This window comes from Microvirga soli, from assembly GCF_016734765.1.
Taxonomy (GTDB): Bacteria; Pseudomonadota; Alphaproteobacteria; order Rhizobiales; family Beijerinckiaceae; genus Microvirga; species Microvirga soli.
Genome location: NZ_JAERQE010000064.1, coordinates 1 through 21,252 on the forward strand (window position 1 = coordinate 1; position 21,252 = coordinate 21,252).

Here is a 21,252-nt window from a genome sequence, read left to right on the forward strand (position 1 = left end):
GTCTCTCAAAGCGCCAAGTGTACTCCTCAATCGCGCAACGCACCTGGTCCCAACAACGTTCCGCTACCAAACAGCTAAGGGCCGGGGGACCTCGGCCACTACTAACTCAGGTCAAGGAGCCGATCGCTGCCTCTCGGTCGTTCTAGTGGCAGCGCCAAGGCCGAGAGCAGCCGAAACGCAGCCTGAATGGCCCTACAACGCCAAAATTATGCTTGGTAACGATAAGCGGAAGTTAACAATACCTAATTTCAATAAGAATGTGGCTTCAACTAAGACGTAGTAATCCTTTGCTTCACTTCCATCCGCAGCATATATATTCATAACATCAATGGTTTAGCTTCTGCATTTGGCCCATGTGGATCGTAACTGGGGCAGATTGGGGGGGCGACCCAGCTCAGACTTGGGTCACGAGAGCTGCGAGCGGTGGGATCCTCGGCTGATCTCCGTTCAGTCCCAGCTGGTCTCCGAGATAGGTGAAGAACGACAGCCCGAGCTTGCGGCAGGTCTTCGAGAGCCCCAGCGTCACGTCGCGCGCCACGCGGCCATCCGCACTCATGGTGCCGCCGGAGATCTTGCGCTTGGTCACCCAGGCACGCAGGTCGTTCTCGGACGCATTGGTGTGAGCGGGATCTCCGAGCGCTTAAGGACCTTCAGAAGTTCGTCCAAAAATGACCTGAAGCCAGTCGATGGAACGCGCTATCGAGCCCGGCCATCAACGAAAACTTTATGAAAAAGCAAGATGCTCGACAGACCTCGCATCAGGCAGCCGGCGCTAAGTTTGACGGCATTCGTCGTGCGCGCAAGACCAGGACAGCATGATCCCACAGGACCCGTTGGCACAATTGCCTGTCGAAGTGGTTTCCACTTCCTTCGACCTCTTGCAGATCGCGCTTGGCATCGCGATCCTTGTCGTGGTGGTCTTCGTCCATGGTGTCGGCATTCGGCAGATTTCGCGCTACTTCTCTGGACGCTGGGTGCATGTGACCACTGAGACGCCCCATTGGAGGGTCAACCTGTTGTTCGGCAGCGTTATCGCGCAACTCGTGATCGTTCATCTGATCGAGGTGATGATCTGGGCACTGCCGATTTACTGGCTCAATCTCATTCCTGAGCTCTCAGCCGCAGCCTTTTTCGCAGCCGAGACCTATACGACCCTCGGCGAGGGCGCTGTCCGGCTGCCGCTGAGCTGGCGGCAATTGGGTCCTATCATCGCCGTCTCAGGGCTTTTCACCTTCGGCTGGACCTCGAGCGTGCTCGTCTATGTCGTGACGCAGTTCGGGACACTCGACACGCACCACGCCGAGCGTAAGAAAATCGCCGAATCCGACGCCGCGTAACTTCGACGACCCGGCAATCCCGCTTTATGTCCGGCAGCATCTCGCCTTTGGCCCCGTCTATCGGATCTCCAAGGGATGGTAGAGGACGGGGTATCCAGAATTTAGGATAACCAAGATGGGGCGAGCGGCGGCAACACCCTCTCTGAAAGCCGCGTTACCGGTGCCGCTGCCCTGGTCCTCCTGTGAGTCGGCGCTAATACGGTCTACCTTTGGTGGCGTCAGTCGGTACACTGGCTCGGCCGCCGCTGGGCAGGGTAACCGGAAGGCTGGGCTATGCGGGTTCGGTTCGGCTTTCAACTCTCGGTCACGACGCTGTTCGTGGCAGTGGTGCTTGCCGTCGGCCTCACCCTGGTCTTCCTCAGCTTCGATCGCGCCCGCTCGATCACCCGCTCGGCCGCCCTGGCCTTCATCGATCGGGTCGCCGACCACACGGCTGACCGGGTGGACGGGCAGTTCAAAGACGTCCTCGACATCCTGGAGGTCCTGCGGCAGCTCGAGCCCGTCGAGTCGGGCACGATCCTGGGCAATCCGTCGCTCTACGCCACCCTGGCAGCGCTCCTGCGCCGGCACGGGCAGCTCTACAATCTCTACATCGGCTACGATGATGGCGGGTTCATCGAACTCGATGTGCTGGATCGGGCAGGACCTGCGGCCCGCGCGCAGCTCCACGCGCCGCCCGATGCCGCATTCAGGTTGACCGTTATGGAGACACCGGCCGGGGAGACATCACGGATCCGCTTCACGTCCTATCTCTCTTCCGACTTAGCCATCCTTGCCCAGGACCATCGCACTGCCGACTACGACCCGCGCGAGAGGCCATGGTATCGGGACGCTTTCCACCCCGGAGCCGGTCCGATCACCGAGCCTTACGTTTTCGAGCTCGCCAACCTGATCGGCTACACGGTGCGGGCACCGTTCCCGCAAGGGCGACGTGGCGTCGTTGGCGGGGACATCCTTCTCACCGAGACGGATGCCTTCCTGCGCTCGCAGAAGCTCGGCACCTCTGGTGTCGTGTTTCTGTTCGATGACAGCGGCCGGATCGTCGCTCATCCCCGCATGGAGGAGGTTTTTAATGCCCGAGCGGCAGAGCCTCCCCTTGACCTGCCGCGCCTCGGCCAGTTTGTGGCCATCGACATTGCGCAGCCGTTGAGCACCTGGCAGCGGGGCGGGGCGGCACAGCAAATTTTCGAGGCGGCGGACGGGCGGACCTACGTCGTGGCGTTCCGCTCGATCGGGACGGCCCGGTCCTCCGGTCTCAGCCTTGCCGTCATGGCGCCGCTCGACGAGTTCTTCGCCGAGATCGAGGCCGGGCGGCGCCGGCTGTTTCTCCTGGCGCTAGGTCTCGTCCTTGCGGCACTCCCGGTCGTGTGGTGGATCGGCTCGATGCTGTCGCGATCCATGAAGGCGCTGGCGTTCGAGACGGACCGCATCCAGAGGTTCGAGACCGGCGGTTCCTCAAGGCGGATCCGCTCAATCATCCGTGAGATCGACGACCTCGGACGATCCGTTGCCACAATGCGGACCGTGGTGCGGACGTTCGCCAGCTTCGTACCGAAACGCCTCGTCCAGCAGCTCGTCGCCACGGGTGATGCTCTCCAGCCCGGCGGATCGCGTCGCGAGGTTACGATCCTGTTCACCGACATCACAGGATTTACCGCCATCACCGAGAAGGCCGATCCCGAGCAGGTCATGCTTCGCACCTCGCATTATCTCGCCGTGCTGTCCGCCGTGATCGCGGAGCACGGCGGCACGGTCGACAAGTTCGTAGGTGACGCCATCATGGCGATCTGGAACGCGCCGGCCGACGATTCCGATCATGTCGCCCATGCCTGTGCTGCCGTGCTGGCCTGCCTTGAGGCCAACCGGAAGCTCAACGGAGCGTTCGAGCGCGAGGGCTGGCCGGCTTACCGGACCCGGTTCGGGCTCCACACCGGGGAAGCGGTCGTCGGCACCATCGGGTCGGAGGACCGGATGGCTTATACGGTCCTTGGTGCAACAGTGAACCTGGCGGCGCGCCTCGAGCCGCTCAACAAGGAATACGGCACCGAAATCCTGGTCAGCGAGGCCATCCAACGCCGAGTGTCTGACCGCTTCGCATTTCGGGCTGTCGACACGATCCAGCCAAAGGGATTCCAGGCGAGGATCCAAGTGTACGAACTCTGCGGTGAGCTGAATGAGCATTCCCGTAGAGGAGATCGCGCTTGACGGGATGATTGGCGAGGGCTTACCGGCGCACCACCTCTCTCCAAGGCATGGTGTTGGAACCCTCGCACGTGACTTTACAAGAGCTTCACAACTCGGACCAACTAACAACGTGGGATCGAACGAGAGGTCCCGTCTTGGCACATCCCGGAAGTAGCGATTTGGTCTGTTCATTAGGCGGTGAGCGGACCTTCATTCCATCTGTTGTTCGCGACTTTTTGACCCACAGGTGACATTGGCCGATCTCGGGCATATGGCTACGGACGCATCGTGGGGACATCGCCACTAGGGCTGACCTCCTGTCCGGTCGAAGCCTGAAGCGGCTCCCGGCGCCCTCTCGGGCTCAACATAGTGGCGGCAATGGCCTGCTGCCTGTAGAACGTGGCTGGAGATTGCCTTTCCAGGGACGATTCAGCCACGCCATGACTTCGCCCACTTCAGCCGGGAACGTGGATCCAATCCGGCAGATCCACTTCCAGGCCCAGCTTCTCAACGCGGTCGAGCAGGCGGTGATCGCAACCGACCTCGACGGCACCGTCACTTACTGGAACCGCTGCGCTGAGCGGCTGTATGGGTGGAGCTCCGAGGAAGCGCTCGGGCGCGACATCCTGGAGCTAAACATCCCCTCGGAGGGGCTGCCCCAGGTCGAAGAGATCATGACCTGCCTCAAGGCGGGCCAGGTCTGGTCGGGAGACGTCGTCCTGCGGCATAAGGACGGACACACCTTCCCGGTTCATGTCACCGACTCGCCGGTGTTCGACGACAGTGGGCACATGGTGGGCATTGTCGGCATCTCGGTGGAGATCAGCGACCGGGTGCGCACCCTTAGGGCGCTCTCCAGCAGCGAGGAACGGCTGCGGATTGCCCAGCATGCGGGAGGCATCGGCACGTTCGAGTGGAACATCCGCTCGGGCGAGGTGACGGTGACTGAGGAGTTCTGCCGCATCTGGGGAATTGGGCCGCACCGATCGATCCGCGTTGGCGCCTTTGAGGAGTTCGTACATCCCGATGACCGTCATCTGATCGCAACCTCCATGGCCAGCTCTCTTGAGGATCTGGTTAGCTACACCGAGTACCGCATCATCCGGCAGGATAACCGGCAGATGCGCTGGCTAGCCCGACGTGGGGAGATCGTGCGTGACGAGGCGGGGCGTGCGGCGCGGCTGGTGGGTGCGGTCTATGATGTCACCGACCGCAAGAGCATGGAGGAGCAGCGCCAGCTTCTGATGCAGGAGTTGGCGCACCGGGTGAAGAACACGCTTGCCATGGTCCAGGCGATCTCCACCCAGACCCTGAGAAGCGCTCCGTCGCTGGAAGCGGCGGGCACGGTCTTCAGTGAGCGTTTGGCAGCCCTTGCGCGGGCGAACGACACCCTGTTGCAAGAGAGCTGGTCGAGCGCCAGCATTGGGGTGGTCGTCGAAGGTGCCACCCAGTCGCACAATGATCACGGCCGCATTCACTTCGGTGGACCTGATGTCCGCCTCGGGCCGAAGGCGGCGCTTGCTCTCTCATTGGCTCTTCACGAGCTCTGCACCAATGCTGCGAAGTACGGGGCGCTGTCAGTGGACACGGGCCAGGTCGAGATCATGTGGCATGTCGCAGGCGAGGAAGAGGATGCGCTGTTTCGCTTCAGGTGGCGGGAAAGCGGCGGCCCTCCGGTCAAAGTGCCAGAGCGCAAGGGTTTTGGCTCGCGGCTTATCGAGCGGAGCCTCGCCGAGAGTTTTGGTACTCAGGCTGAGATCGGCTATGAGCCAACCGGCGTCGTCTGGAGTATCGAAACGCCGCTGTCCGCACTTCGCGAGGCAACACCTATTTAGCTGCGACTAAGCCGTCTCACGAAGGCTTACGCGCAAGTCAGACTCATCCTTAGTCAAGTCGTAAGTCCGGTTGCGGCACTCCGCGGACCAACGAGCTTGGTCCGCTCCAGCGGGAAAAGCCGACGCTCATTGCGACGTTGGAAGGCGAAGGTTTGACCCACTCCGGACATTGCGGATCCTATAATCGAGCGCAAGGCACCGACTCCGGGCGCCGTGGTGCACGGCCGAGCGCTGAACTCGAGCAATGGTCTGTGCTCGACGAAATGCTCGCTGCGCCGCGCGAGATGAAAAACTGTTTCGCTGCGGCCTTCAACCCTGGCGGCGTAGATGTGGCTGACGCTGTGCGATCAACCTGGGCAAAGGTGCCGGGCAGCAGCCTGTCGAAGCGGAAGCGGATCTTGCGATAGCACTCGCAGGCGGCGTGCTCGAGACCTGCACGGTCGAGCACGTTGATGCCGCCGCGCTGCTGCTCAATCAAGCGTGAGGTCTGGAGGCTGCGCAGAACCGTGCTGACTGTGGACCGCTGCACGCCGAGCATTTCGGCCAGAAACTCATGGGTGTGGGGCAGCGTGTCCTGATCCAGGCGGTCATGGGTGCTGAGCAGCCAGCGGCAGCAGCGGGCCTCAACCGGATGCACGGCATTGCACGCCACCGTGTGATACGCCTGCGCGAGCAGCGCCTCGTTGTAGGCGAGCACCTGCCGTTGCAGGGCTGGGTGGGCCTGGATGGCCGCGTGCATGGCGTCGAGAGGTACCCGGGAGGCGGAGCCGGGGATCTGCACCACATAGCGTCCGAAGGCCTCCCGGCTGACAAACGCGCTCAGCAGGCCAAACAGCCCCTCGCGGCCGAACATTGCCACCTCAGCCAGGCGGCCATCCTCCATCACATCGACCAAGGACACGATGGCATCATGCGGGAAGTAGGTGTAGCTAATCGGATCACCCGGCTCGTACAGCACAGTGCCGCAGGGCAGAACCAAGGCCTCAAGATGTGGTTCAAGAACGGCGAAGTCCTCGGCATCCAACGCGGCGAGGAACCGGTTGTCCGGTGCCGATCTCGTAGCCGCCGAAAGGGTGCGTCGTCCTTCTGAAGGCATGATATCCTCGCGATCACAACCAGTGGACGCACTGATCACGATCAACGCGCTGGTGGGAGTTTGGTTGAGCCAGATAAGGTTCACGTCATCATAGAGCCAAAGCGCTAACCAGCCCTGTTACCGGCAGCCTACATTGCGACTTAGCCGCTGAATACAATGCAGCACCGCTGCCCGCAGCCATCAGGACCCACCAGTCGGTTTGGCTCGGCTCTGTTGCTTTTCCACAGCCCCGGCCTCACCCGCTCGAAAGATCTGGCTTGTTTCCCATGGCTGATTGCGTCAGGCAGTCTAAAAACAACGTATGTTATCATCACGCCGCAGCCTGGAGAGATCCATAGCATGAGGCCGAGATCTGTCAGATCGGCGCTTCCGCTCGTTCCAGCCGTGGTACTCGCGCTCGGCATCGTGCTGCTGGGTGGCCTGGAGCTCCTCCAAAGCTACACTGAGGCGGCACGGCGCGGCGAAGAGGACGCCCGGAACCTGGCTCATGTGCTGGCCGAGCAAACCGATCGGACCTTCCAGGCCGTCGACTTCACGCTTGTGGGGATCCGCGATGCCCTCACGGCTGCTCCTGACATGCCCGACAACGAAGCCCGCTTCCGTGACGGGTTGAAAGAGCGGCTCAAGGCCTTGCCGTATGTGCGGGCTCTTTATGTCATCGGGCCGGACGGGTTCATCACGCACGATACCGACTACCCGTCAACACCAAGGGTCAGCCTCGCGGATCGTCCCTACTTCAAGGCACATCAGGACGATGCCACCCTCGGCTTGCATATCGGACAGCCGCTTCGCAGCCGATCGGTCAACATCTGGTTCATCAGCTTCAGCCGCAGGATCAACCGGCCTGACGGCAGCTTCGGCGGCATTGTCGTGGCCGCCCTTGAGCCCAGGTACTTCGAGCAGCTCTATCAAGGCCTCTCCATCGGGAGAAGGGCATCATCACTCTCCTGTTGCGGGATGGCACGCTTCTGGCCCGCAGCCCGGCCGCCGAGGAGGCCATCGGCAAATCCTACGCCGCGGTGGAGCCGGTCTCCACCTACCTCTCACGCAGTGCGCAAGGGATTATCTGGGGCACAAGCCCGGTCGATCACACGACCCGTGTTGCCGCATACCGAGCTCTTGGCACCGCCCCGGCCCTGGTTCTCGTTGCCCTGTCGCAGCAAACCGTGTTCCAACCTTGGCGCGAGCATGCGACTGTGGTGTTCATCACGGCGGCCATCCTTCTCGGCTTGGTTGGCGCCCTGATCGTGTTGGTCCAGAGAAGCCGTCGGCGCGAGCAGGCCGAGCAGATCCGGCTCAGCCGCGTGCAGCGGCTTGAGGGGCTCGGGCGCATTGCCGGCGGCATCGCGCATGATCTCGGCAACACGATTCGGATCATGCAGTCGACGTTCCTACTCCTGAGGCCCTCCCTGGCTGAGCAACCCGACACCCTGTCCCTGGTCAACGAGGCCGATCAGGCGCTCAGGAGTGCAAAGGCCATGATCGAGCGCCTGCTCGCCTTTGCGCGGCGGCAGGAACTCCGGCCCGAGGTGACCGTGATCGATGGGCGCATCGCGGGCTTTGCCCCAATCCTGCGCCAGGCGGCCGGCCCCCGGATCGCTCTCGATCTCAAGCTGGCCGGCAGGGACACGGCAGCCCTGCTCGATCCGGTGCAGCTCGAAGCGACATTGTTGAACCTGGTGCTCAATGCCCGGGACGCGATGCCGGATGGTGGCACCATCACTGTGGCCACCGAGGTCATCGATCCACCTCCTGATACGAATGGGGCCGGCCATCTGTCCGGGACTGACAGCGACCGGTGGGTCGAGATCATGGTGACTGACTCGGGCATAGGGATGCCCCCAGCGGTGCTGGAGCGGGCCTTCGATCCGTTCTTCACCACCAAGGGACAGGGCAACGGGCTCGGCCTCAGCCAGGTGCTGGGCTTTGTCCAGCAGAGCGCCGGTGACGTGCAGCTGGACAGCGAGGAGGGCCGCGGGACGGCGGTTCGGCTGATGTTCCCCGCAGCGTCCCAGGAGGGGCGCACTGACGGCCAGACGGGCCGAAAGGCGGCTGAAGACCCCGCGAATGGTCCGTAAGTCCGTCGGGTAGCTCTCAGGGAAATCCTGAGCCGCCACTCGGGTCCAGACCTGATGGGGCCGGCGCTTTGGCGGAGGTAAGGGTTATCGGATCGCATGGGGGTGCCATGACCGCAAAACTTCTCGTGGCCGACGACCACGCCATCGTCCGCCGGGGCCTGCATGCTCTCCTGGAGGCGCAAGCCGGCTGGCAGGTCTGCGCGGAGGCGGAGAACGGCCAGGCGGCGGTCGATCTGGCCACCCAGTACCGGCCGGACGTGGCCATCCTCGACTACTCCCTGCCAGAGCTGAACGGCCTTGAGGCCACCCGCTATATCCGCGTCGCCAGCCCGGGGACCGAGGTGCTGATCTACACCATGCACAACAACGAGGACGTCATCCGCGACGTACTGAAGGCCGGCGCGCGCGGCTATCTGCTCAAGACGGAGGACGACGCCGAGGTTGTCAGGGCCGTGCAGTCGCTTCTGCGCAAGAAGCCCTACTTCTCGCCGCAGGTCTCCGAGACCCTGCTCGACACCTTCCTGAGCGGCGACAAGGTGGTGGCGTCGCAAACCCTGAGTTCGCGCGAGCGAGAGGTGATCCAACTCGTGGCCGAGGGGAAGAGCAACCGCGACATCGCCGAGCGCTGGAAGGTCAGCATCAAGACGGTTGAAAGCCATCGGACAGCGGCGATGCGCAAGCTGAACCTGCGCTCCGGGGTGGAGCTGGCGTTGTATGCTGTCCGCAACAAGCTGATCGAGCCTTGACCCTCCTGCCTCAGGGTTAGGACAATCCTGACGCTTTCCTCCGGTCCACACCTGATTCCAATCCAGATCGCGATACGCTTTGCTGCCAGTTGCTGACACCCAGAGAACGAACGCTGTCGGCCGCTCTCCCGCTTGGCGGGAGGGAAGGCCTTTCGAAGCCGTCGTTCAGGGCACGAGGCGACGAAGCCTCGGCCAGAGTGGCATACGGCGTAGTGGCTGAGAAAGTGAATGTAGTGGTGTGGCTCTACAAGCGCCTGATCGGCTTATGGCGAGCGGCAGAAGTCCGGCTCGACAGAGCGATCATCGCGTCGGCCGTCAGAGACATCGATTCAAAAACCCGGGGACCGTCTCTCGCCCCCGACAGTCCGGAGATCGCAATGCTTGGGATGCGCGGGATCACAGGAAGTCCCATCGGCCTCATCGGAGCCGAGATGAGCCCTGACGAGATCGAACAGCGCGTCATCCGCGCTTACGTCCAGCTTGCCTGCATGCCTGAGACGGACGACGCCCGCACCGTGACCGTGGTCCGGTTCGGCATGCTGGAGGCGCGGCTGACCGAAATCCCGGAGGAGCAACGGCTGTTGGGGACGCCTTGGTTCTGGCTGGAGCTTTACTCCCACGCGAAGCTTGCCGTTCTTGACAGTTACGGATGCACTGAACTCGACGAGCCCGAACTGGCTCAGGCGGTGGAACTCATCGCCAATGCAAGGCAGCAGGCTCAAGACCTGCACTAGCGGAATACGCCCTATCAGCTTCCGCAACAGCTCGCGACGGGAGATGTCCAATGCTGAGACTGCCAATTCACGGATTTGCCAAGCGCGTTGAGGACACGGTAGCTCGCGCCATGACCTTTCTCCGCGCCCGGGATGAGCTCGCCATGAAGGGATCCCCTCCGCCCCTGCCTCCAGAACCCAAAGGAGCAGGCAAGAACGGCCGGCAACACTGAGGGGTCGCCTCAGGATGCTGTCCACCCGAGTCCACGATTGGGCTCGCAGCTTCATGTAAGGAACCGAACTCTCGACCCATCTGGTCCGGGTCAGGGTAATCCTGCGCGTCCTTTCGCGTCCTCACCTGATTGCACCCCTTCTGGTTTTGGCGTTCTCTGCGCCGCGTGACTGGTCGGGTCCACACGGCTCAGAGCAAACCATCTCCAGGCCGCTGCTGCGCGCCGTTAGGTGGAAAGATGACATGCGGCGTTTTTATTTTGATGTCCGGGCAGGAGCGGAGTTCCTGCCCGATCCGGACGGCCTTGAGCTCGATGGTCTGGCGGCGGCCGAGCACGAGGCAATGCACACTGCTGTTACCCTCGCACACGATTGGTTGCCACTCACCCGGGAGATCGGTGTCGAGGTCAAGGACGAACAGCGTCAGTCGCAGCTGATCCTGACCGTTGCGCTGACAATCGATCGGTTGTGATAAAGTACCCACGACCTAGGCTATGTAACGTACTGTGCAATCCTTCCGCCGAACCCGACAGCGATTTCGGAGCCAGCGTTTGCCCTTCGTGAAGGCCGTATCCAGTCTGTCCCCTAATGACAACTATGCGAAATCGCGCGGCTATAAATGATCCTGCCGGGTGAAGAGGGCTTGGCTCTCGCCCGGCCCGCAGAACAAGATGCTACGTTGATACAGCGCAGCCAGGTCGCCCGCTGCTTCGCGGCGCTGTTCAGGGCTCGGATAGAAGTCGAAAGCCTGCTCGATCTCGGCCGCCAGAACCAACAGCGTCTCTCCAGAGACTAAGCGCGCTAATCTGTTTTGCAGATCCGTTGTGTTCATCGTGCTCGAAAGCCGATCAGCATTTTCAAGGTGTCGAGTTCGGGGTGATTTTGGACCAATTGCTCCCGGTCCTTGGCCAAATTATCCAAGTCCGGGCCATCTCCAGAAGCTGATTGCGCTGCTCCCCCTCGGGCATCTGCCTGGCGAGCGCCCGGCATTCTTCAGCGTGTTTTCATATTCGGCGGCGGTTTTCATAGCCGGCTTTATGGATCGCAGGAGCTCGATGGCAATAGCCTCTACTCACCTCAGCCTAGTGTGTTTCACATTGGGCGTTATGCGAAACTCGTGGCCCGTATGCGCGAGCTGAGGCATGATCAGAGCCATGCCCGACCGGACTGAGGAAAATGCTAGGATCCAGCAGCAGATCGTCGAAGGTGATCTGCGGATGTCCGCGCAGATCGCCCGGATCGAGTGGATGATCGAGAAGGATTACGACCCAGCGGAAGCCAGGAAACTGCTTCGGCATATGGAGGCGATCCTCGACCTGTGGCGTATCCGGCGGCAGCTCATCTTGGACGCCCTGGCCCGGAGCTGAGTGCTTGCCCCAATAAGCGTTATGACAAATTGAGCGACCACGTTCGCGCTTGCGTGGGACTGAGCTGGAGCGCCCATGAAAAAGGGCCGCGCCCGGTCTTATGACCGTGTTCGCGACCCTTCGAACGGTATTTGCCCCTACGGCTCCGACACCTCAAGCGCTCTCCCCGGACGAGCGCTTTTTCTTTTCTGCTGCGGTCTTCTACTTACTTTTCATACACGGCCTTCCGCGAAGTACTTACAGTAAGCCATTGGCGGCTATGACACGCAACAGCGTCGCGTTCGGAGGTCTCAAAATGGCACTCCTCGTCTTGGAACACTTTGACCATGTCTGGAACGGTGGTGATCCTGCGTAGTATCTCGCCGACCAAAAGCTGTATGCTGACCTCCCGATCCGGGCATCGAACATGAGGTTAGAATCGCATGCAAAAAGCTTAGCTGCAAAGGGAAAGCTGTCTTTGGTTGATAATGCCGGCGTGTGTTTGGGAGCAGTTCTTGTTCCCACCCCAGCTGAAGGTGAAGCGCAGATAGAGCCAGATCGCACGCTGAATGATGTCGCTCGGAAAGCGGTAGCCGGAGTAGCACGGTGAGGTCATGCCGAATGGTTAAGCCGCTGCAATCCGGTCAGCAAGCTAGGAACGTGACAAGCCCCATCACCTGAACCTGCGTCAGTGAATTCCGATGATACAACGCTGATACAACAATCCTTCCTTTCTGCTCCCGATTCGGCGCGTCAATCAACCCCATCTCTTCGCTCTTAGTGCCAGCGCAAGGGCGTTGGCGGAGAACTCCGACCTTAATTCAAAGTGGACTTCATTCCGCAGGCTCGGGCGCGTCCAGGCTGAGAATTCTGCCTGAGAGCATTACCCGGCTTTGCCGAACCGCTGCTCCAGAGAGGCGATGTAGGTGTCACGTGACGGGCTGAGGTGCTCCCGGCAGAGCTGAACCAACTTCTCCCGATCAGATGCTTTAAGGGCTTCGATCATGGCCCAATGGTCGTCTCTTGCCCGGGCGAGATGCACGGGGTTTGCCGCCGTGTAAGATCGGGCGCCATGGACCTTCTGGGCAAGGCTCTGGATGAGCTCAACCAGATGCGGGTTGCCACAGGCCCCAAAGAGCGCGTTGTGGAAGGCCATGTTTGCACGGAACCCGGCCCGCGAGTCGCCACGCTCAACCGCAGCCGCATGCTGCTCCTGGATATCGACCAATAGGTCGATCGCCTCCGGTGATGGAGGCAGCGGGATCTGCTGTGCCGCCAAGGTCTCCAAAGCTTCTCGTACGGAATAGATCTGCCGAACCTCGGTCGGGCTCAGCATTCGCACAGCCGCGCCCTTGTTCTGCACGCGCTCGACCAGCCCCATGCGCTCAAGTTCGGCAATCGCCTCACGCACCACGTGGCGTTTGACCTCAAACCGCGAGGCAATGTCCTCCTCGATTAGCCTTTCCCGAGGCTGCAGCCATCCAAGGACGATCTCCTCCTCAAGGACATTCGCCACCTGCTTCACGCGGGCTGCCGATGCCTGACGCTCCACACCATCCATATCGACCCCACTCACCTTTGCCATTATTGTTGACAATTCTGATAACAGGTCAATGATCCTCGTCATGAGCAATGATCCTAAACCTCCCCCGTCCGGCCTGCGCCGCAACCTCACCAGCTACGGAGATCCCGGCTTCTCCTTGTTTCTGCGCAAGGCGTTCATCAAAGCCGCTGGCTTCTCTGATGACGCTCTGGATCGACCGATCATTGGCATCACCAACACCTTCAGCGACTTCAATCCCTGCCACGGCAACGTGCCCCGCCTGATCGAGGCGGTGAAGCGGGGTGTCATGCTGGCGGGCGGGCTCCCGATGGAGTTCCCTACGATCTCCATCCACGAGTCCTTCGCCAGTCCAACCAGCATGTTCCTGCGCAACCTCATGGCCATGGACACGGAGGAAATGATCCGGGCCCAGCCGATGGATGCAGTGGTCTTGATTGGCGGATGTGACAAGACGGTGCCAGCCCAGTTGATGGCTGCTGTCAGCGCCGATGTGCCGGCGATCCAGCTGATCACAGGGCCGATGCTCGTCGGCTACCACAAGGGCGAGATGCTCGGAGCCTGCACCGACTGCCGGCGCCTTTGGGGCCACCATCGGGCGGGGGCCATGGACCAGGATGAGGTAGAGGTTGTCAGTGGGCGTTTGGCTCCGACCCAGGGCACCTGCATGGTGATGGGCACGGCCAGCACCATGGGCTGCCTTGTCGAGGCGCTCGGCATTGCCCTGCCAGGGACCGGCTCAATCCCAGCAACCCACGCGGACCGGATCCGGGCTGCCGAGGCGAGCGGGCGTCAAGCAGTCTCGCTGGCAAAGAGCGGGACGCGCCCGAGCGAGGTGTTGACCGAGGCTGCCTTCCGCAATGCCATGGTCGTGCTGCAGGCGATCGGCGGCTCGACCAATGGCTTGGTTCATCTGGCCGCTATTGCCCGCCGTCGCGGCATCAAGATCGACTTGGAGGAGTTCGACCAGATCGGGCGCCAGGTTCCTGTCTTGGTCGATCTAAAGCCTTCGGGCACCCAGTATATGGAGCATTTCCACTGGGCGGGCGGGGTCCCCCGTCTGATGCAGGAACTCCGCAATCATCTCGCCCTAGACGCTGTGACAGTTACTGGTGAGACCATCGGAGCCATCGCCGATACGGCCGAGGACGTGCCTGGACAGACGACGATCCGAAGCCGGGACAATCCTCTGAAAGCCACCGGCGCCATGGCAGTCCTGCGCGGGAATCTCGCTCCCTTGGGGGCGGTGATCAAGCACTCCGCGGCATCGCGCGAGCTTCTTCAGCATACCGGCCGGGCCGTCGTATTCGAGTCGGTGGAGGATCTGGTGACCCGGATCGACGATCCGGATCTCGATGTGACAGCCGATGACATCCTGGTTCTGCGCAATGCGGGGCCAAAAGGAGCTCCGGGCATGCCGGAGGCCGGTTACCTGCCGATCCCGAAGAAGCTTGCACAGGCCGGTGTTAAGGACATGGTGCGCATGTCCGATGCACGCATGAGCGGCACCGCCTTTGGAACGATCGTTCTCCACATTGCTCCGGAGTCCGCGACTGGCGGCCCCCTGGGTCTCGTGCGGAATGGCGATCAGATTCGATTGGATGTGCCTGAGCGTCGTCTTGAGCTCCTGGTGGATGAGGATGAGCTGGAGCGCCGCGCCAAAGAATGGCAACCGCCGGCCCACCTCACCGAGGAACATCGCGGATACCGTGGTCTTTACCTCAAAAGCGTGTTGCAGGCCGACGAGGGGTGCGACTTCGACTTCAGCTGATGGGCGGCAAGACCCAGGCAAACTCAAAACAAACATCATGGAGGAAACATCATGCTTCGCAGAGCGCTTCTCATCAGCGCCGCAGCTCTCGTCGGAGCGGGCGTGTCAGCTGGAATCGGCGCCTTGGCCGCGGAGAACTACCCCAATCGTCCCATCACGCTGGTCGTGCCCTATGCACCCGGCGGGGCGACGGACATCATCGGCCGCGTCGTTGCCGAGGAGGTGTCGAACACCATTGGGCAGCGCGTGATCGTCGAGAACCGGCCAGGCGCTGCCGGAAGCCTGGGAGCCGCTGCCGTCTCACGGGCGGACCCCGACGGCTACACCCTGTTGATGGGAGCACTCACCAGCCACTCCATCAACATGAGCTTGCAGGCGAAGCCCGGCTTTGACCTCAAGAAGAGCTTCGCCCCCATCACATTGGCCGGCAATGTCGGCCTCGCGCTGGTCGTCAATCCGAGTGTCGAGGCCAAGTCTGTCCAGGGATTGATTGCCTTGGCCAAGGCGCAGCCCGGAAAGATGACCTATGCGTCAGCGGGTGCCGGTTCGCCCCAGCACCTTGCCGGCGAGATGTTCAATTCCATGGCCGGCACCAAGCTCGTTCATGCGCCATACCGCGGCAGCGGGCCGGCGATGACAGACATGATCGGCGGGCATGTGCAGGTGATGTTCGACACGATCCCGTCCATCCTGCCCCACGTGCAGGGAGACAAACTGCGGGCCCTGGGGGTCACCACACAGGAGCCATCCGAGTTCATGCCAGGTGTGCCCACGGTGGCATCTCAGGGCTTGAGCGGGTTCGAGGTCGGTTCGTGGTTTGGCATCCTCGCACCGGCCGGAACGCCGGAGCCAATCCTGACAAAGCTCAATCAGGAGATCGTCAAGTCTCTCAAGACACCCAAGGTCATCGAAGCCATGCGCGTTCAGGGCGTCACGCCCAAGCCCGGAACGCCCGAAGACGCGTCTCGTCTGATCGACAGTGAGATGCAGAAATGGTCTGAGCTCATCAAGACCACAGGAGTTAAGGCAGCCGAGTAGAACCTTCGGCAGCCCGTTGGCTGAACGGGCCGACGGGCTGTTGGCTCAGCTTCATTAGGAGATCTCAGGGTGACAACGATCAAACGGGTGGCTGTGATCGGCTGCGGAACTGTTGGCGCCAGTTGGGCTGCGCTCTTTCTGGCCCACGGCCTTGATGTGGCAGCCTACGATCCGAGCCCGGGCGCCGAGGAGCGGCTGCACTCGTTCGTGGATCATGCCCTTGATCAACTCGCGGAGCTCGGCATTCGCGAGAAAGGCGAGCTGCGGTTCTCAGGTGATCTGACTGACGTACTGGGTGCCGCTGACTTCGTCCAAGAGAACGTTCCGGAGGACGAAGCCTTGAAGCGGAGGATGCTGGCCGACATCGATGCGCTCGCGGCGGAGGGCGTGATCATTGCCAGCAGCACATCCGCCCTCCTGAGAAGCAGCATTGTCGCGGACTGCAAGACACCGCACCGGTTCATCGTCGCGCATCCGTTCAATCCGCCACACCTTGTTCCGCTCGTGGAACTCGTCGGAGAGGACGAAGGCATTGTTCAGCAGTCAGCCGAGTTTTATCGAACCCTTGGCCGCCGGCCTGTTATCCTGAGACGGGAGATGCCGGGCCACATCGCGAACCGGCTGTCGTCCGCCCTTTACCGGGAAGCGGTCTACCTGGTGGAGCAGGGCGTGGCGAGTGTGGCTGACATTGATGCTGCCCTATGCAATGGACCAGGTCTGCGCTGGGCGGTCATGGGCCCGCACATGACCTATCATCTCGGCGGCGGCCCAGGGGGCATCGAGCATTACCTCGCCCATTTAGGCCCAAGCCAGGTCAGACGATGGGCCTCGTTGGGAAACCCAACACTGAGCCCCGAGGTGCAGAAACAGATTGTGGAAGGCGTGGCTGAAGAGGCTGGCGACCGTTCGATCCAAGAACTGGAGGAACGCCGGGACCGGGCGCTTCTCAAGATCCTGAAGTCCCGAATCGAGGTTGCGGGAAAGCCATGATGGACCCGCTCGTCATCACGGTTGCTCCCAATGGGGCACGTCGTGGCAAGGCCGATCATCCGGCTATCCCGCTCACGCCAGCTGAGATCGGGATTGAGGCAGCCCGCTGCCAAGAGGCGGGGGCTTCGATGATCCACCTGCACGTCCGGGATGCTGAGGGACGGCATTCCCTTGATCCGGACCTGTATCGGGCCGCCATTGCGGCTGTACGGAAAGAGGCTGGCTCCAATCTGATTGTCCAGGTGACGACTGAAGCGGTTGGAATCTTCACACCCGATCAGCAGATCGCCGCCATGCAGGCGCTTCAACCCGAGGCCTTCTCCGTCGCTGTTCGCGAACTCATTCCCGATGCCGCGTCCGAGACCGAAGCCGCCCAGTTCCTGAAGGAACAGGCCGAGCGTGGGGTGTTTGTCCAGCACATTCTCTATGACGAGAACGACGTGCGGCGGTTCATTGATCTTCTGGATCGCGAGGTTATTCCCCGCACCAGGGCAAGCGGATTGTTCGTCCTCGGGCGCTATACGAAGGGGCAGCAATCATCGCCGAATGATCTGCTGCCTTTCCTCAATGCGTGGGCTCTCGACCTGCCGTGGTCCCTCTGTGCGTTCGGCTGCCGTGAGGCGGCTTGCGCAATCACAGCGGCCTGCTTGGGCGGCCATGTTCGTGTTGGGTTTGAAAACAACCTTCACCTGCCGGATGGGAGTGTGGCTCCTGACAATGCTGCTCTGGTCCGCGGGGTTGCGGATGTGGCCAAGTCATTGGGGCTCACGGTCGCAACATCCGAGGAGGCTAGGCATGTGTTCGCCCACGAAGGATAGTTTCCGGAGTGGAACAGAGTATGCTTGTTGCGGGAAGCAAGGCACCTTGTGACTTTTAATCCGGATCCATAGCGGCAGAGGTGGTGGATAGTAGCCCATGACAAACTATGTTGCGGTACGCGCTCAGTTGCTCTCCTCGGCAATCGCTCAGATCTTTCAAGGCATTGGTTCAAATGAAAACGAGGCCCGGCTCATCGCCGATAACCTCGTCCTTGCTAACCTTTCAGGACACGACTCACACGGTGTGGGCCTTGTGCCGCTTTACTTGGATGGGGTTAAAGCAGGGCTCGTCCGGGTAAACCAAAGACCTGAGATAATCGCAGACGCGGGTATGATGGTCACGATTGACGCGGGGATGGGCTTTGGGCAATCGATCGGACATGAGGCAATGGAGCTTGGCATAAGCCGGGTTCGCGCTTCCGGAGTCTGCCTGGTTGCCATCCGCAACTGTCATCACCTTGGCCGTATCGGCCATTGGGGTGAGCAATGTGCAAATGCAGGCTACGTCTCAACTCACTACGTCAACACCCTAGGTCTGCCGCCGCTGGTCGCTCCGTACGGAGGGACAGACGCAAGATTTGCCACCAATCCGTACTGTGCTGCCTTACCTGGTCCGAATGGCCAGCCGGTGGTGCTGGACATGGCAACAAGCAAGATTGCCTTAGGCAAGGTGCGTGTCGCCATGAATAAGGGCGCAGAGGTAGAGGATGATACCCTTATTGACGCTGATGGGCAGCCCACCAACGATCCACTTGTAATGTACCAAAGCCCGAGCGGAGCAATTCTGCCCTTCGGCGGACATAAAGGTTATGGCCTTGGTGTCATAGCCGAATTGTTCGCAGGTGCGCTGACGGGGGGCGGAACCTACAATGCCAGCACTGCTGTAACAAAAGTCATTCACAACAACATGCTTTCTTTTATCTTCGATCCAGAGAAGCTGGGAGGAGCAGCAAGCTGGCGCGATGATGTTTCTGGTTTCATTGATTGGGTCAAAGCATCTCCCCCGGGTGCAAATTCGGACGGCGTGCTGATAGCCGGGGAGCCGGAGCGTCTTACCTTTGTGGAGCGGTCGAGAAATGGGATTCCCATAGACGAAACGACTTGGAGTGAACTCTACGGAGCCGCACGAGTAGTCGGGATATCCTCTGACGTCTTGGCAGCTACGCTCGTTGATTAACTGTGTTTCCGCCACTCTGCGCAGGGATGAATGAGTAATGCAGCCATATCTCAACACCTTTTCACTTGCCGGCAGGGTCGCGCTCATCACGGGTGCGGGGCGGGGGCTAGGTTTGGAAGTAGCGAAGGCTATGGCTGGCTCAGGGGCGCACGTTATCTTGAATGGACGGAACGCAGATCACCTTCACGACGTAGCCGATTCGATCAGAGCCACTGGTCAGCAGGCGTCGATAGCGCCGTTCGACGTGACGGACTCGAAAGCGCTCAACAAGGCCTTCGCCACCATCCGCGAAACACATGGATGTTTGGACATTCTTGTTAACAATGTTGGCGCACGTAACCGCAAACCGCTGCTGGAGTTTTCGGATGAGGAGATTCGGGATCTTATTGAAACCAACCTGGTCGCAGGTTTCAGCCTGGCACGTGAGGCCGCACGCCTGATGCTACCCCAGCGCGCTGGTCGCCTAATTACAGTCACCTCCATCGCCGGGCATGTCGCCAGGACGGGCGACGCAGTTTACTCAAGTACGAAGCATGGCCTCACCGGGATGGTCCGTGCTCTCGCCGCCGAGTATGGCTCCTATGGGATCACGAGTAATGCTATCGCGCCAGGCGGTTTTGCAACCGAGGCCAACGCAGCGATGCTGTCCGACCCAAAAGTCGCGGAGCATTTTGCAACCCGTAGCGCTCTCGGCCGGTGGGGACAGCCTGAGGAGATTGCAGGAGCGGCCGTTTTTCTGGCCAGTGCGGCATCCTCTTACATTACAGGCCATGTCCTTACTGTCGATGGAGGCTTAACAATTAAAATGTAGACGTGGCTAATCCAGCAGGATTAGGCCACAGTGTAGACTACACGCGAGCCCCAACGTAACCTGGCTCGAACAGCGTCAATAAAACACGTCAAAATCCCGGAGGAAGCCAATGAAACGCCGTGAATTCATGAAGGCAGTTGGACTTGGAGTTGCAGCCAGCAGCGTGGCCATGCCCGCCATTGCTCAGAGCGCGCCAACGATCAACTGGAGACTTCAGTCGAGCTATCCTACTTCGCTTGATACTATTTATGGCGCTTGCAAAGTTTTATCGCAGGCTGTTGCGGAAGCAACCGATAACAAATTCAAGATCCAGGTTTTTGCCGCAGGCGAGATTATGCCGCCGCTGTCAATCGTCGATGGGGTACAAAACGGAACTGTGGAAATGGGACATACCGGCTCCTACTTCTATATCGGCAAGGATCCATCCTTCGCATTCGGGACGGGGATTCCGTTCGGCCCCAATACTCGCCAGCAGCAGGCGTGGTTCTATCATGGTGGCGGGAACGATCTGCTTAATGAGTTCTATGCAACGTATAAGCTCTATCACCTTCCCCTTGGTGGGACTGGAACCCAGATGGGCGGCTGGTTTCGGAAAGAGATCAAGAGCAAAGCTGATTTGGCAGGATTAAAGATGCGCATTGGCGGCCTTGCTGGCAATGTCCTCCAACGACTGGGCCTCGTTCCCACGCAGCTCGCAGCTGGCGACATCTATACCTCGCTCGAGCGTGGTACTCTCGACGCGGCAGAGTTTGTCGGCCCATTCGACGATGAGAAGCTCGGGTTAGCGAAGATTGCACCGTACTACTATTATCCCGGCTTCTGGGAGGGTGCCGCATCGCTGAGCCTCTTTGTAAACCTCGACAAGTGGAATGAACTTCCACCTGGTTACAAATCAGTCCTTACCACTGCCGCGGGGTATGCGGCTGCGGACATGCTTGCGAAGTACGATGCTCAGAACCCAGCGGCCCTCAGGCGCCTTATTGCCAACGGTGCCCAGCTGAGAGCGTTTCCGCAGGATCTCCTGCAAGAGAGCTACAAGGCTGCGACCGGGCTATATGCCGAGATGGGTGCAAATAACCCGACCTTTAAGAAGATCCTTGATCACCAGATGGCATTCCGGAATCAGGTTTATCCATGGACGCAGATCTCGGATTTCAGCTACGACAGCCTGATGCTCCTTGCGATGCGCCAGAACTGATGAGGCAACTCAACAGCATTTATTGATCCGGCTTGGGTGATCTTGAAATTCGCAGCCAGTCGACCCAGGTCGGCGGGATGAAGCATGTGGACATGCGCAAGCTGCCCGCAGCAGCGCAAGAAGAGCGTCGGCGGCAGGTGGTTGGACTGCGCGAGAGCGGCCTGACTTACGAGGCCATTGCCGCGCAAGTCGGCCTGACCCGGACCGGCGTGTTCAACATCTGTCGCCGCGTCGCCGAACAGGGCCGGGCGGGATTGGCGAGCCAGCCGCGCGGACCTGCCGCCGGTACGGGACGGTTTCTTGCGCCCGAGCAGGAAGCGCA

The 21,252-nt window shown here is 60.8% G+C and carries 20 protein-coding genes and 2 pseudogenes; 16 read left to right on the forward strand and 6 right to left on the reverse strand.

Annotation, left to right across the window (positions count from 1 at the left end):
• Positions 1–394: 394 nt before the first annotated feature.
• Positions 395–663, reverse strand: a pseudogene (locus tag JKL45_RS26340) (IS66 family transposase); the annotation flags it as partial.
• 152 nt (positions 664–815) lie between these two features.
• On the opposite strand from JKL45_RS26340, the gene JKL45_RS26345 reads away from it, so the two are divergent.
• The 3 genes from JKL45_RS26345 (at position 816) to JKL45_RS26355 (ending at position 5,356) form a co-directional block, all read left to right on the forward strand.
• A complete protein-coding gene (locus JKL45_RS26345; protein WP_201864769.1) occupies positions 816–1,337 on the forward strand; it encodes a two pore domain potassium channel family protein in 522 nt (173 codons plus the stop codon).
• A gap of 273 nt (positions 1,338–1,610) precedes the next feature.
• Entirely contained in the window at positions 1,611–3,542 is a 1,932-nt protein-coding gene (locus tag JKL45_RS26350; protein ID WP_201864770.1) for an adenylate/guanylate cyclase domain-containing protein, read from the forward strand.
• A gap of 419 nt (positions 3,543–3,961) precedes the next feature.
• The gene (locus JKL45_RS26355) at positions 3,962–5,356 is read left to right on the forward strand and encodes a PAS domain-containing HWE histidine kinase family protein (RefSeq protein ID WP_201864771.1); all 1,395 of its coding nucleotides are present in this window, start codon (positions 3,962–3,964) and stop codon (positions 5,354–5,356) included.
• Positions 5,357–5,534: 178 nt separating this feature from the next.
• On the opposite strand, the gene JKL45_RS30725 is transcribed toward JKL45_RS26355, so the two are convergent.
• The gene (locus JKL45_RS30725) at positions 5,535–6,536 is read right to left on the reverse strand and encodes a Crp/Fnr family transcriptional regulator (protein WP_312897042.1); all 1,002 of its coding nucleotides are present in this window, start codon (positions 6,534–6,536) and stop codon (positions 5,535–5,537) included.
• Positions 6,537–7,151: 615 nt separating this feature from the next.
• Positions 7,152–7,364: a hypothetical protein gene (locus tag JKL45_RS30230; RefSeq protein ID WP_246498986.1), complete on the reverse strand. Its 213-nt coding sequence runs from the start codon at positions 7,362–7,364 to the stop codon at positions 7,152–7,154.
• Positions 7,365–7,390: 26 nt separating this feature from the next.
• On the opposite strand from JKL45_RS30230, the gene JKL45_RS26370 reads away from it, so the two are divergent.
• The 4 genes from JKL45_RS26370 to JKL45_RS26385 all read left to right on the forward strand — a co-directional run bounded on the left by JKL45_RS26370 (position 7,391) and on the right by JKL45_RS26385 (position 10,692).
• On the forward strand, positions 7,391–8,530 hold the full coding sequence (locus JKL45_RS26370) for an ATP-binding protein (RefSeq protein ID WP_376771080.1): 1,140 nt from the start codon (positions 7,391–7,393) through the stop codon (positions 8,528–8,530).
• Between the two features lie 107 nt (positions 8,531–8,637).
• Positions 8,638–9,276 carry a response regulator gene (locus JKL45_RS26375; RefSeq protein WP_201864774.1) on the forward strand — a complete coding sequence of 213 codons (639 nt, stop codon included), beginning with the start codon at positions 8,638–8,640 and terminating at the stop codon, positions 9,274–9,276.
• Between the two features lie 212 nt (positions 9,277–9,488).
• Complete coding sequence (locus JKL45_RS26380) at positions 9,489–10,010, forward strand: hypothetical protein (protein WP_201864775.1); 522 nt, start codon at positions 9,489–9,491, stop codon at positions 10,008–10,010.
• 454 nt (positions 10,011–10,464) lie between these two features.
• Positions 10,465–10,692, forward strand: coding sequence for a DUF6894 family protein (locus JKL45_RS26385; RefSeq protein WP_201864776.1), 228 nt, complete (start codon positions 10,465–10,467; stop codon positions 10,690–10,692).
• A 141-nt stretch (positions 10,693–10,833) separates the two neighbouring features.
• Here JKL45_RS26385 and JKL45_RS26390 read toward each other — a convergent pair whose 3' ends face one another.
• Entirely contained in the window at positions 10,834–11,052 is a 219-nt protein-coding gene (locus JKL45_RS26390) for a hypothetical protein (RefSeq protein WP_201864777.1), read from the reverse strand.
• Between the two features lie 322 nt (positions 11,053–11,374).
• On the opposite strand from JKL45_RS26390, the gene JKL45_RS26395 reads away from it, so the two are divergent.
• Positions 11,375–11,587 (forward strand): hypothetical protein, encoded by a 213-nt coding sequence (locus tag JKL45_RS26395; protein WP_201864778.1) that lies wholly within the window; start codon positions 11,375–11,377, stop codon positions 11,585–11,587.
• Positions 11,588–12,101: 514 nt separating this feature from the next.
• On the opposite strand, the pseudogene JKL45_RS26400 reads toward JKL45_RS26395, so the two are convergent.
• A pseudogene (locus JKL45_RS26400) lies at positions 12,102–12,182 on the reverse strand (IS6 family transposase); the annotation flags it as partial.
• Between the two features lie 267 nt (positions 12,183–12,449).
• Positions 12,450–13,151, reverse strand: a complete 702-nt coding sequence (locus JKL45_RS26405; protein ID WP_246498990.1) for a GntR family transcriptional regulator — start codon at positions 13,149–13,151, stop codon at positions 12,450–12,452.
• A 40-nt stretch (positions 13,152–13,191) separates the two neighbouring features.
• Here JKL45_RS26405 and JKL45_RS26410 point away from each other — a divergent pair, with 40 nt between their 5' ends.
• The 8 genes from JKL45_RS26410 to JKL45_RS26445 form a co-directional block, all read left to right on the forward strand.
• A complete protein-coding gene (locus JKL45_RS26410; RefSeq protein WP_201864779.1) occupies positions 13,192–14,898 on the forward strand; it encodes an IlvD/Edd family dehydratase in 1,707 nt (568 codons plus the stop codon).
• A 51-nt stretch (positions 14,899–14,949) separates the two neighbouring features.
• A complete protein-coding gene (locus JKL45_RS26415) occupies positions 14,950–15,936 on the forward strand; it encodes a Bug family tripartite tricarboxylate transporter substrate binding protein (RefSeq protein ID WP_201864780.1) in 987 nt (328 codons plus the stop codon).
• A gap of 69 nt (positions 15,937–16,005) precedes the next feature.
• On the forward strand, positions 16,006–16,926 hold the full coding sequence (locus JKL45_RS30730; RefSeq protein WP_201864781.1) for a 3-hydroxyacyl-CoA dehydrogenase NAD-binding domain-containing protein: 921 nt from the start codon (positions 16,006–16,008) through the stop codon (positions 16,924–16,926).
• Positions 16,923–17,744, forward strand: a complete 822-nt coding sequence (locus JKL45_RS26425) for a beta-keto acid cleavage family enzyme (protein ID WP_201864782.1) — start codon at positions 16,923–16,925, stop codon at positions 17,742–17,744. The genes JKL45_RS30730 and JKL45_RS26425 overlap by 4 nt, the downstream gene beginning before the upstream one ends.
• Before the next feature lie 97 nt (positions 17,745–17,841).
• Positions 17,842–18,921 carry a malate/lactate/ureidoglycolate dehydrogenase gene (locus tag JKL45_RS26430; protein WP_201864783.1) on the forward strand — a complete coding sequence of 360 codons (1,080 nt, stop codon included), beginning with the start codon at positions 17,842–17,844 and terminating at the stop codon, positions 18,919–18,921.
• 37 nt (positions 18,922–18,958) lie between these two features.
• Positions 18,959–19,732, forward strand: coding sequence for an SDR family oxidoreductase (locus JKL45_RS26435; RefSeq protein ID WP_201864784.1), 774 nt, complete (start codon positions 18,959–18,961; stop codon positions 19,730–19,732).
• A gap of 109 nt (positions 19,733–19,841) precedes the next feature.
• Positions 19,842–20,930, forward strand: coding sequence for a TRAP transporter substrate-binding protein (locus tag JKL45_RS26440; RefSeq protein WP_201864785.1), 1,089 nt, complete (start codon positions 19,842–19,844; stop codon positions 20,928–20,930).
• Between the two features lie 32 nt (positions 20,931–20,962).
• The coding region (locus JKL45_RS26445; RefSeq protein ID WP_246498992.1) for a helix-turn-helix domain-containing protein at positions 20,963–21,252 on the forward strand (290 nt) is incomplete at its 3' end.

What these genes read in the sequence shown, in the direction of transcription:
- JKL45_RS26345 (WP_201864769.1), top strand. Translation starts at nt 816, where the DNA reads ATGATCCCACAGGACCCGTTGGCACAATTGCCTGTCGAAGTGGTTTCC.
- JKL45_RS26350 (WP_201864770.1), top strand. Translation starts at nt 1,611, where the DNA reads ATGCGGGTTCGGTTCGGCTTTCAACTCTCGGTCACGACGCTGTTCGTG.
- JKL45_RS26355 (WP_201864771.1), top strand. Translation starts at nt 3,962, where the DNA reads ATGACTTCGCCCACTTCAGCCGGGAACGTGGATCCAATCCGGCAGATC.
- JKL45_RS26375 (WP_201864774.1), top strand. Translation starts at nt 8,638, where the DNA reads ATGACCGCAAAACTTCTCGTGGCCGACGACCACGCCATCGTCCGCCGG.
- JKL45_RS26385 (WP_201864776.1), top strand. Translation starts at nt 10,465, where the DNA reads ATGCGGCGTTTTTATTTTGATGTCCGGGCAGGAGCGGAGTTCCTGCCC.
- JKL45_RS26390 (WP_201864777.1), bottom strand. Translation starts at nt 11,052, where the DNA reads ATGAACACAACGGATCTGCAAAACAGATTAGCGCGCTTAGTCTCTGGA.
- JKL45_RS26395 (WP_201864778.1), top strand. Translation starts at nt 11,375, where the DNA reads ATGCCCGACCGGACTGAGGAAAATGCTAGGATCCAGCAGCAGATCGTC.
- JKL45_RS26405 (WP_246498990.1), bottom strand. Translation starts at nt 13,151, where the DNA reads ATGGCAAAGGTGAGTGGGGTCGATATGGATGGTGTGGAGCGTCAGGCA.
- JKL45_RS26410 (WP_201864779.1), top strand. Translation starts at nt 13,192, where the DNA reads ATGAGCAATGATCCTAAACCTCCCCCGTCCGGCCTGCGCCGCAACCTC.
- JKL45_RS26415 (WP_201864780.1), top strand. Translation starts at nt 14,950, where the DNA reads ATGCTTCGCAGAGCGCTTCTCATCAGCGCCGCAGCTCTCGTCGGAGCG.
- JKL45_RS26425 (WP_201864782.1), top strand. Translation starts at nt 16,923, where the DNA reads ATGATGGACCCGCTCGTCATCACGGTTGCTCCCAATGGGGCACGTCGT.
- JKL45_RS26430 (WP_201864783.1), top strand. Translation starts at nt 17,842, where the DNA reads ATGACAAACTATGTTGCGGTACGCGCTCAGTTGCTCTCCTCGGCAATC.
- JKL45_RS26435 (WP_201864784.1), top strand. Translation starts at nt 18,959, where the DNA reads ATGCAGCCATATCTCAACACCTTTTCACTTGCCGGCAGGGTCGCGCTC.
- JKL45_RS26440 (WP_201864785.1), top strand. Translation starts at nt 19,842, where the DNA reads ATGAAACGCCGTGAATTCATGAAGGCAGTTGGACTTGGAGTTGCAGCC.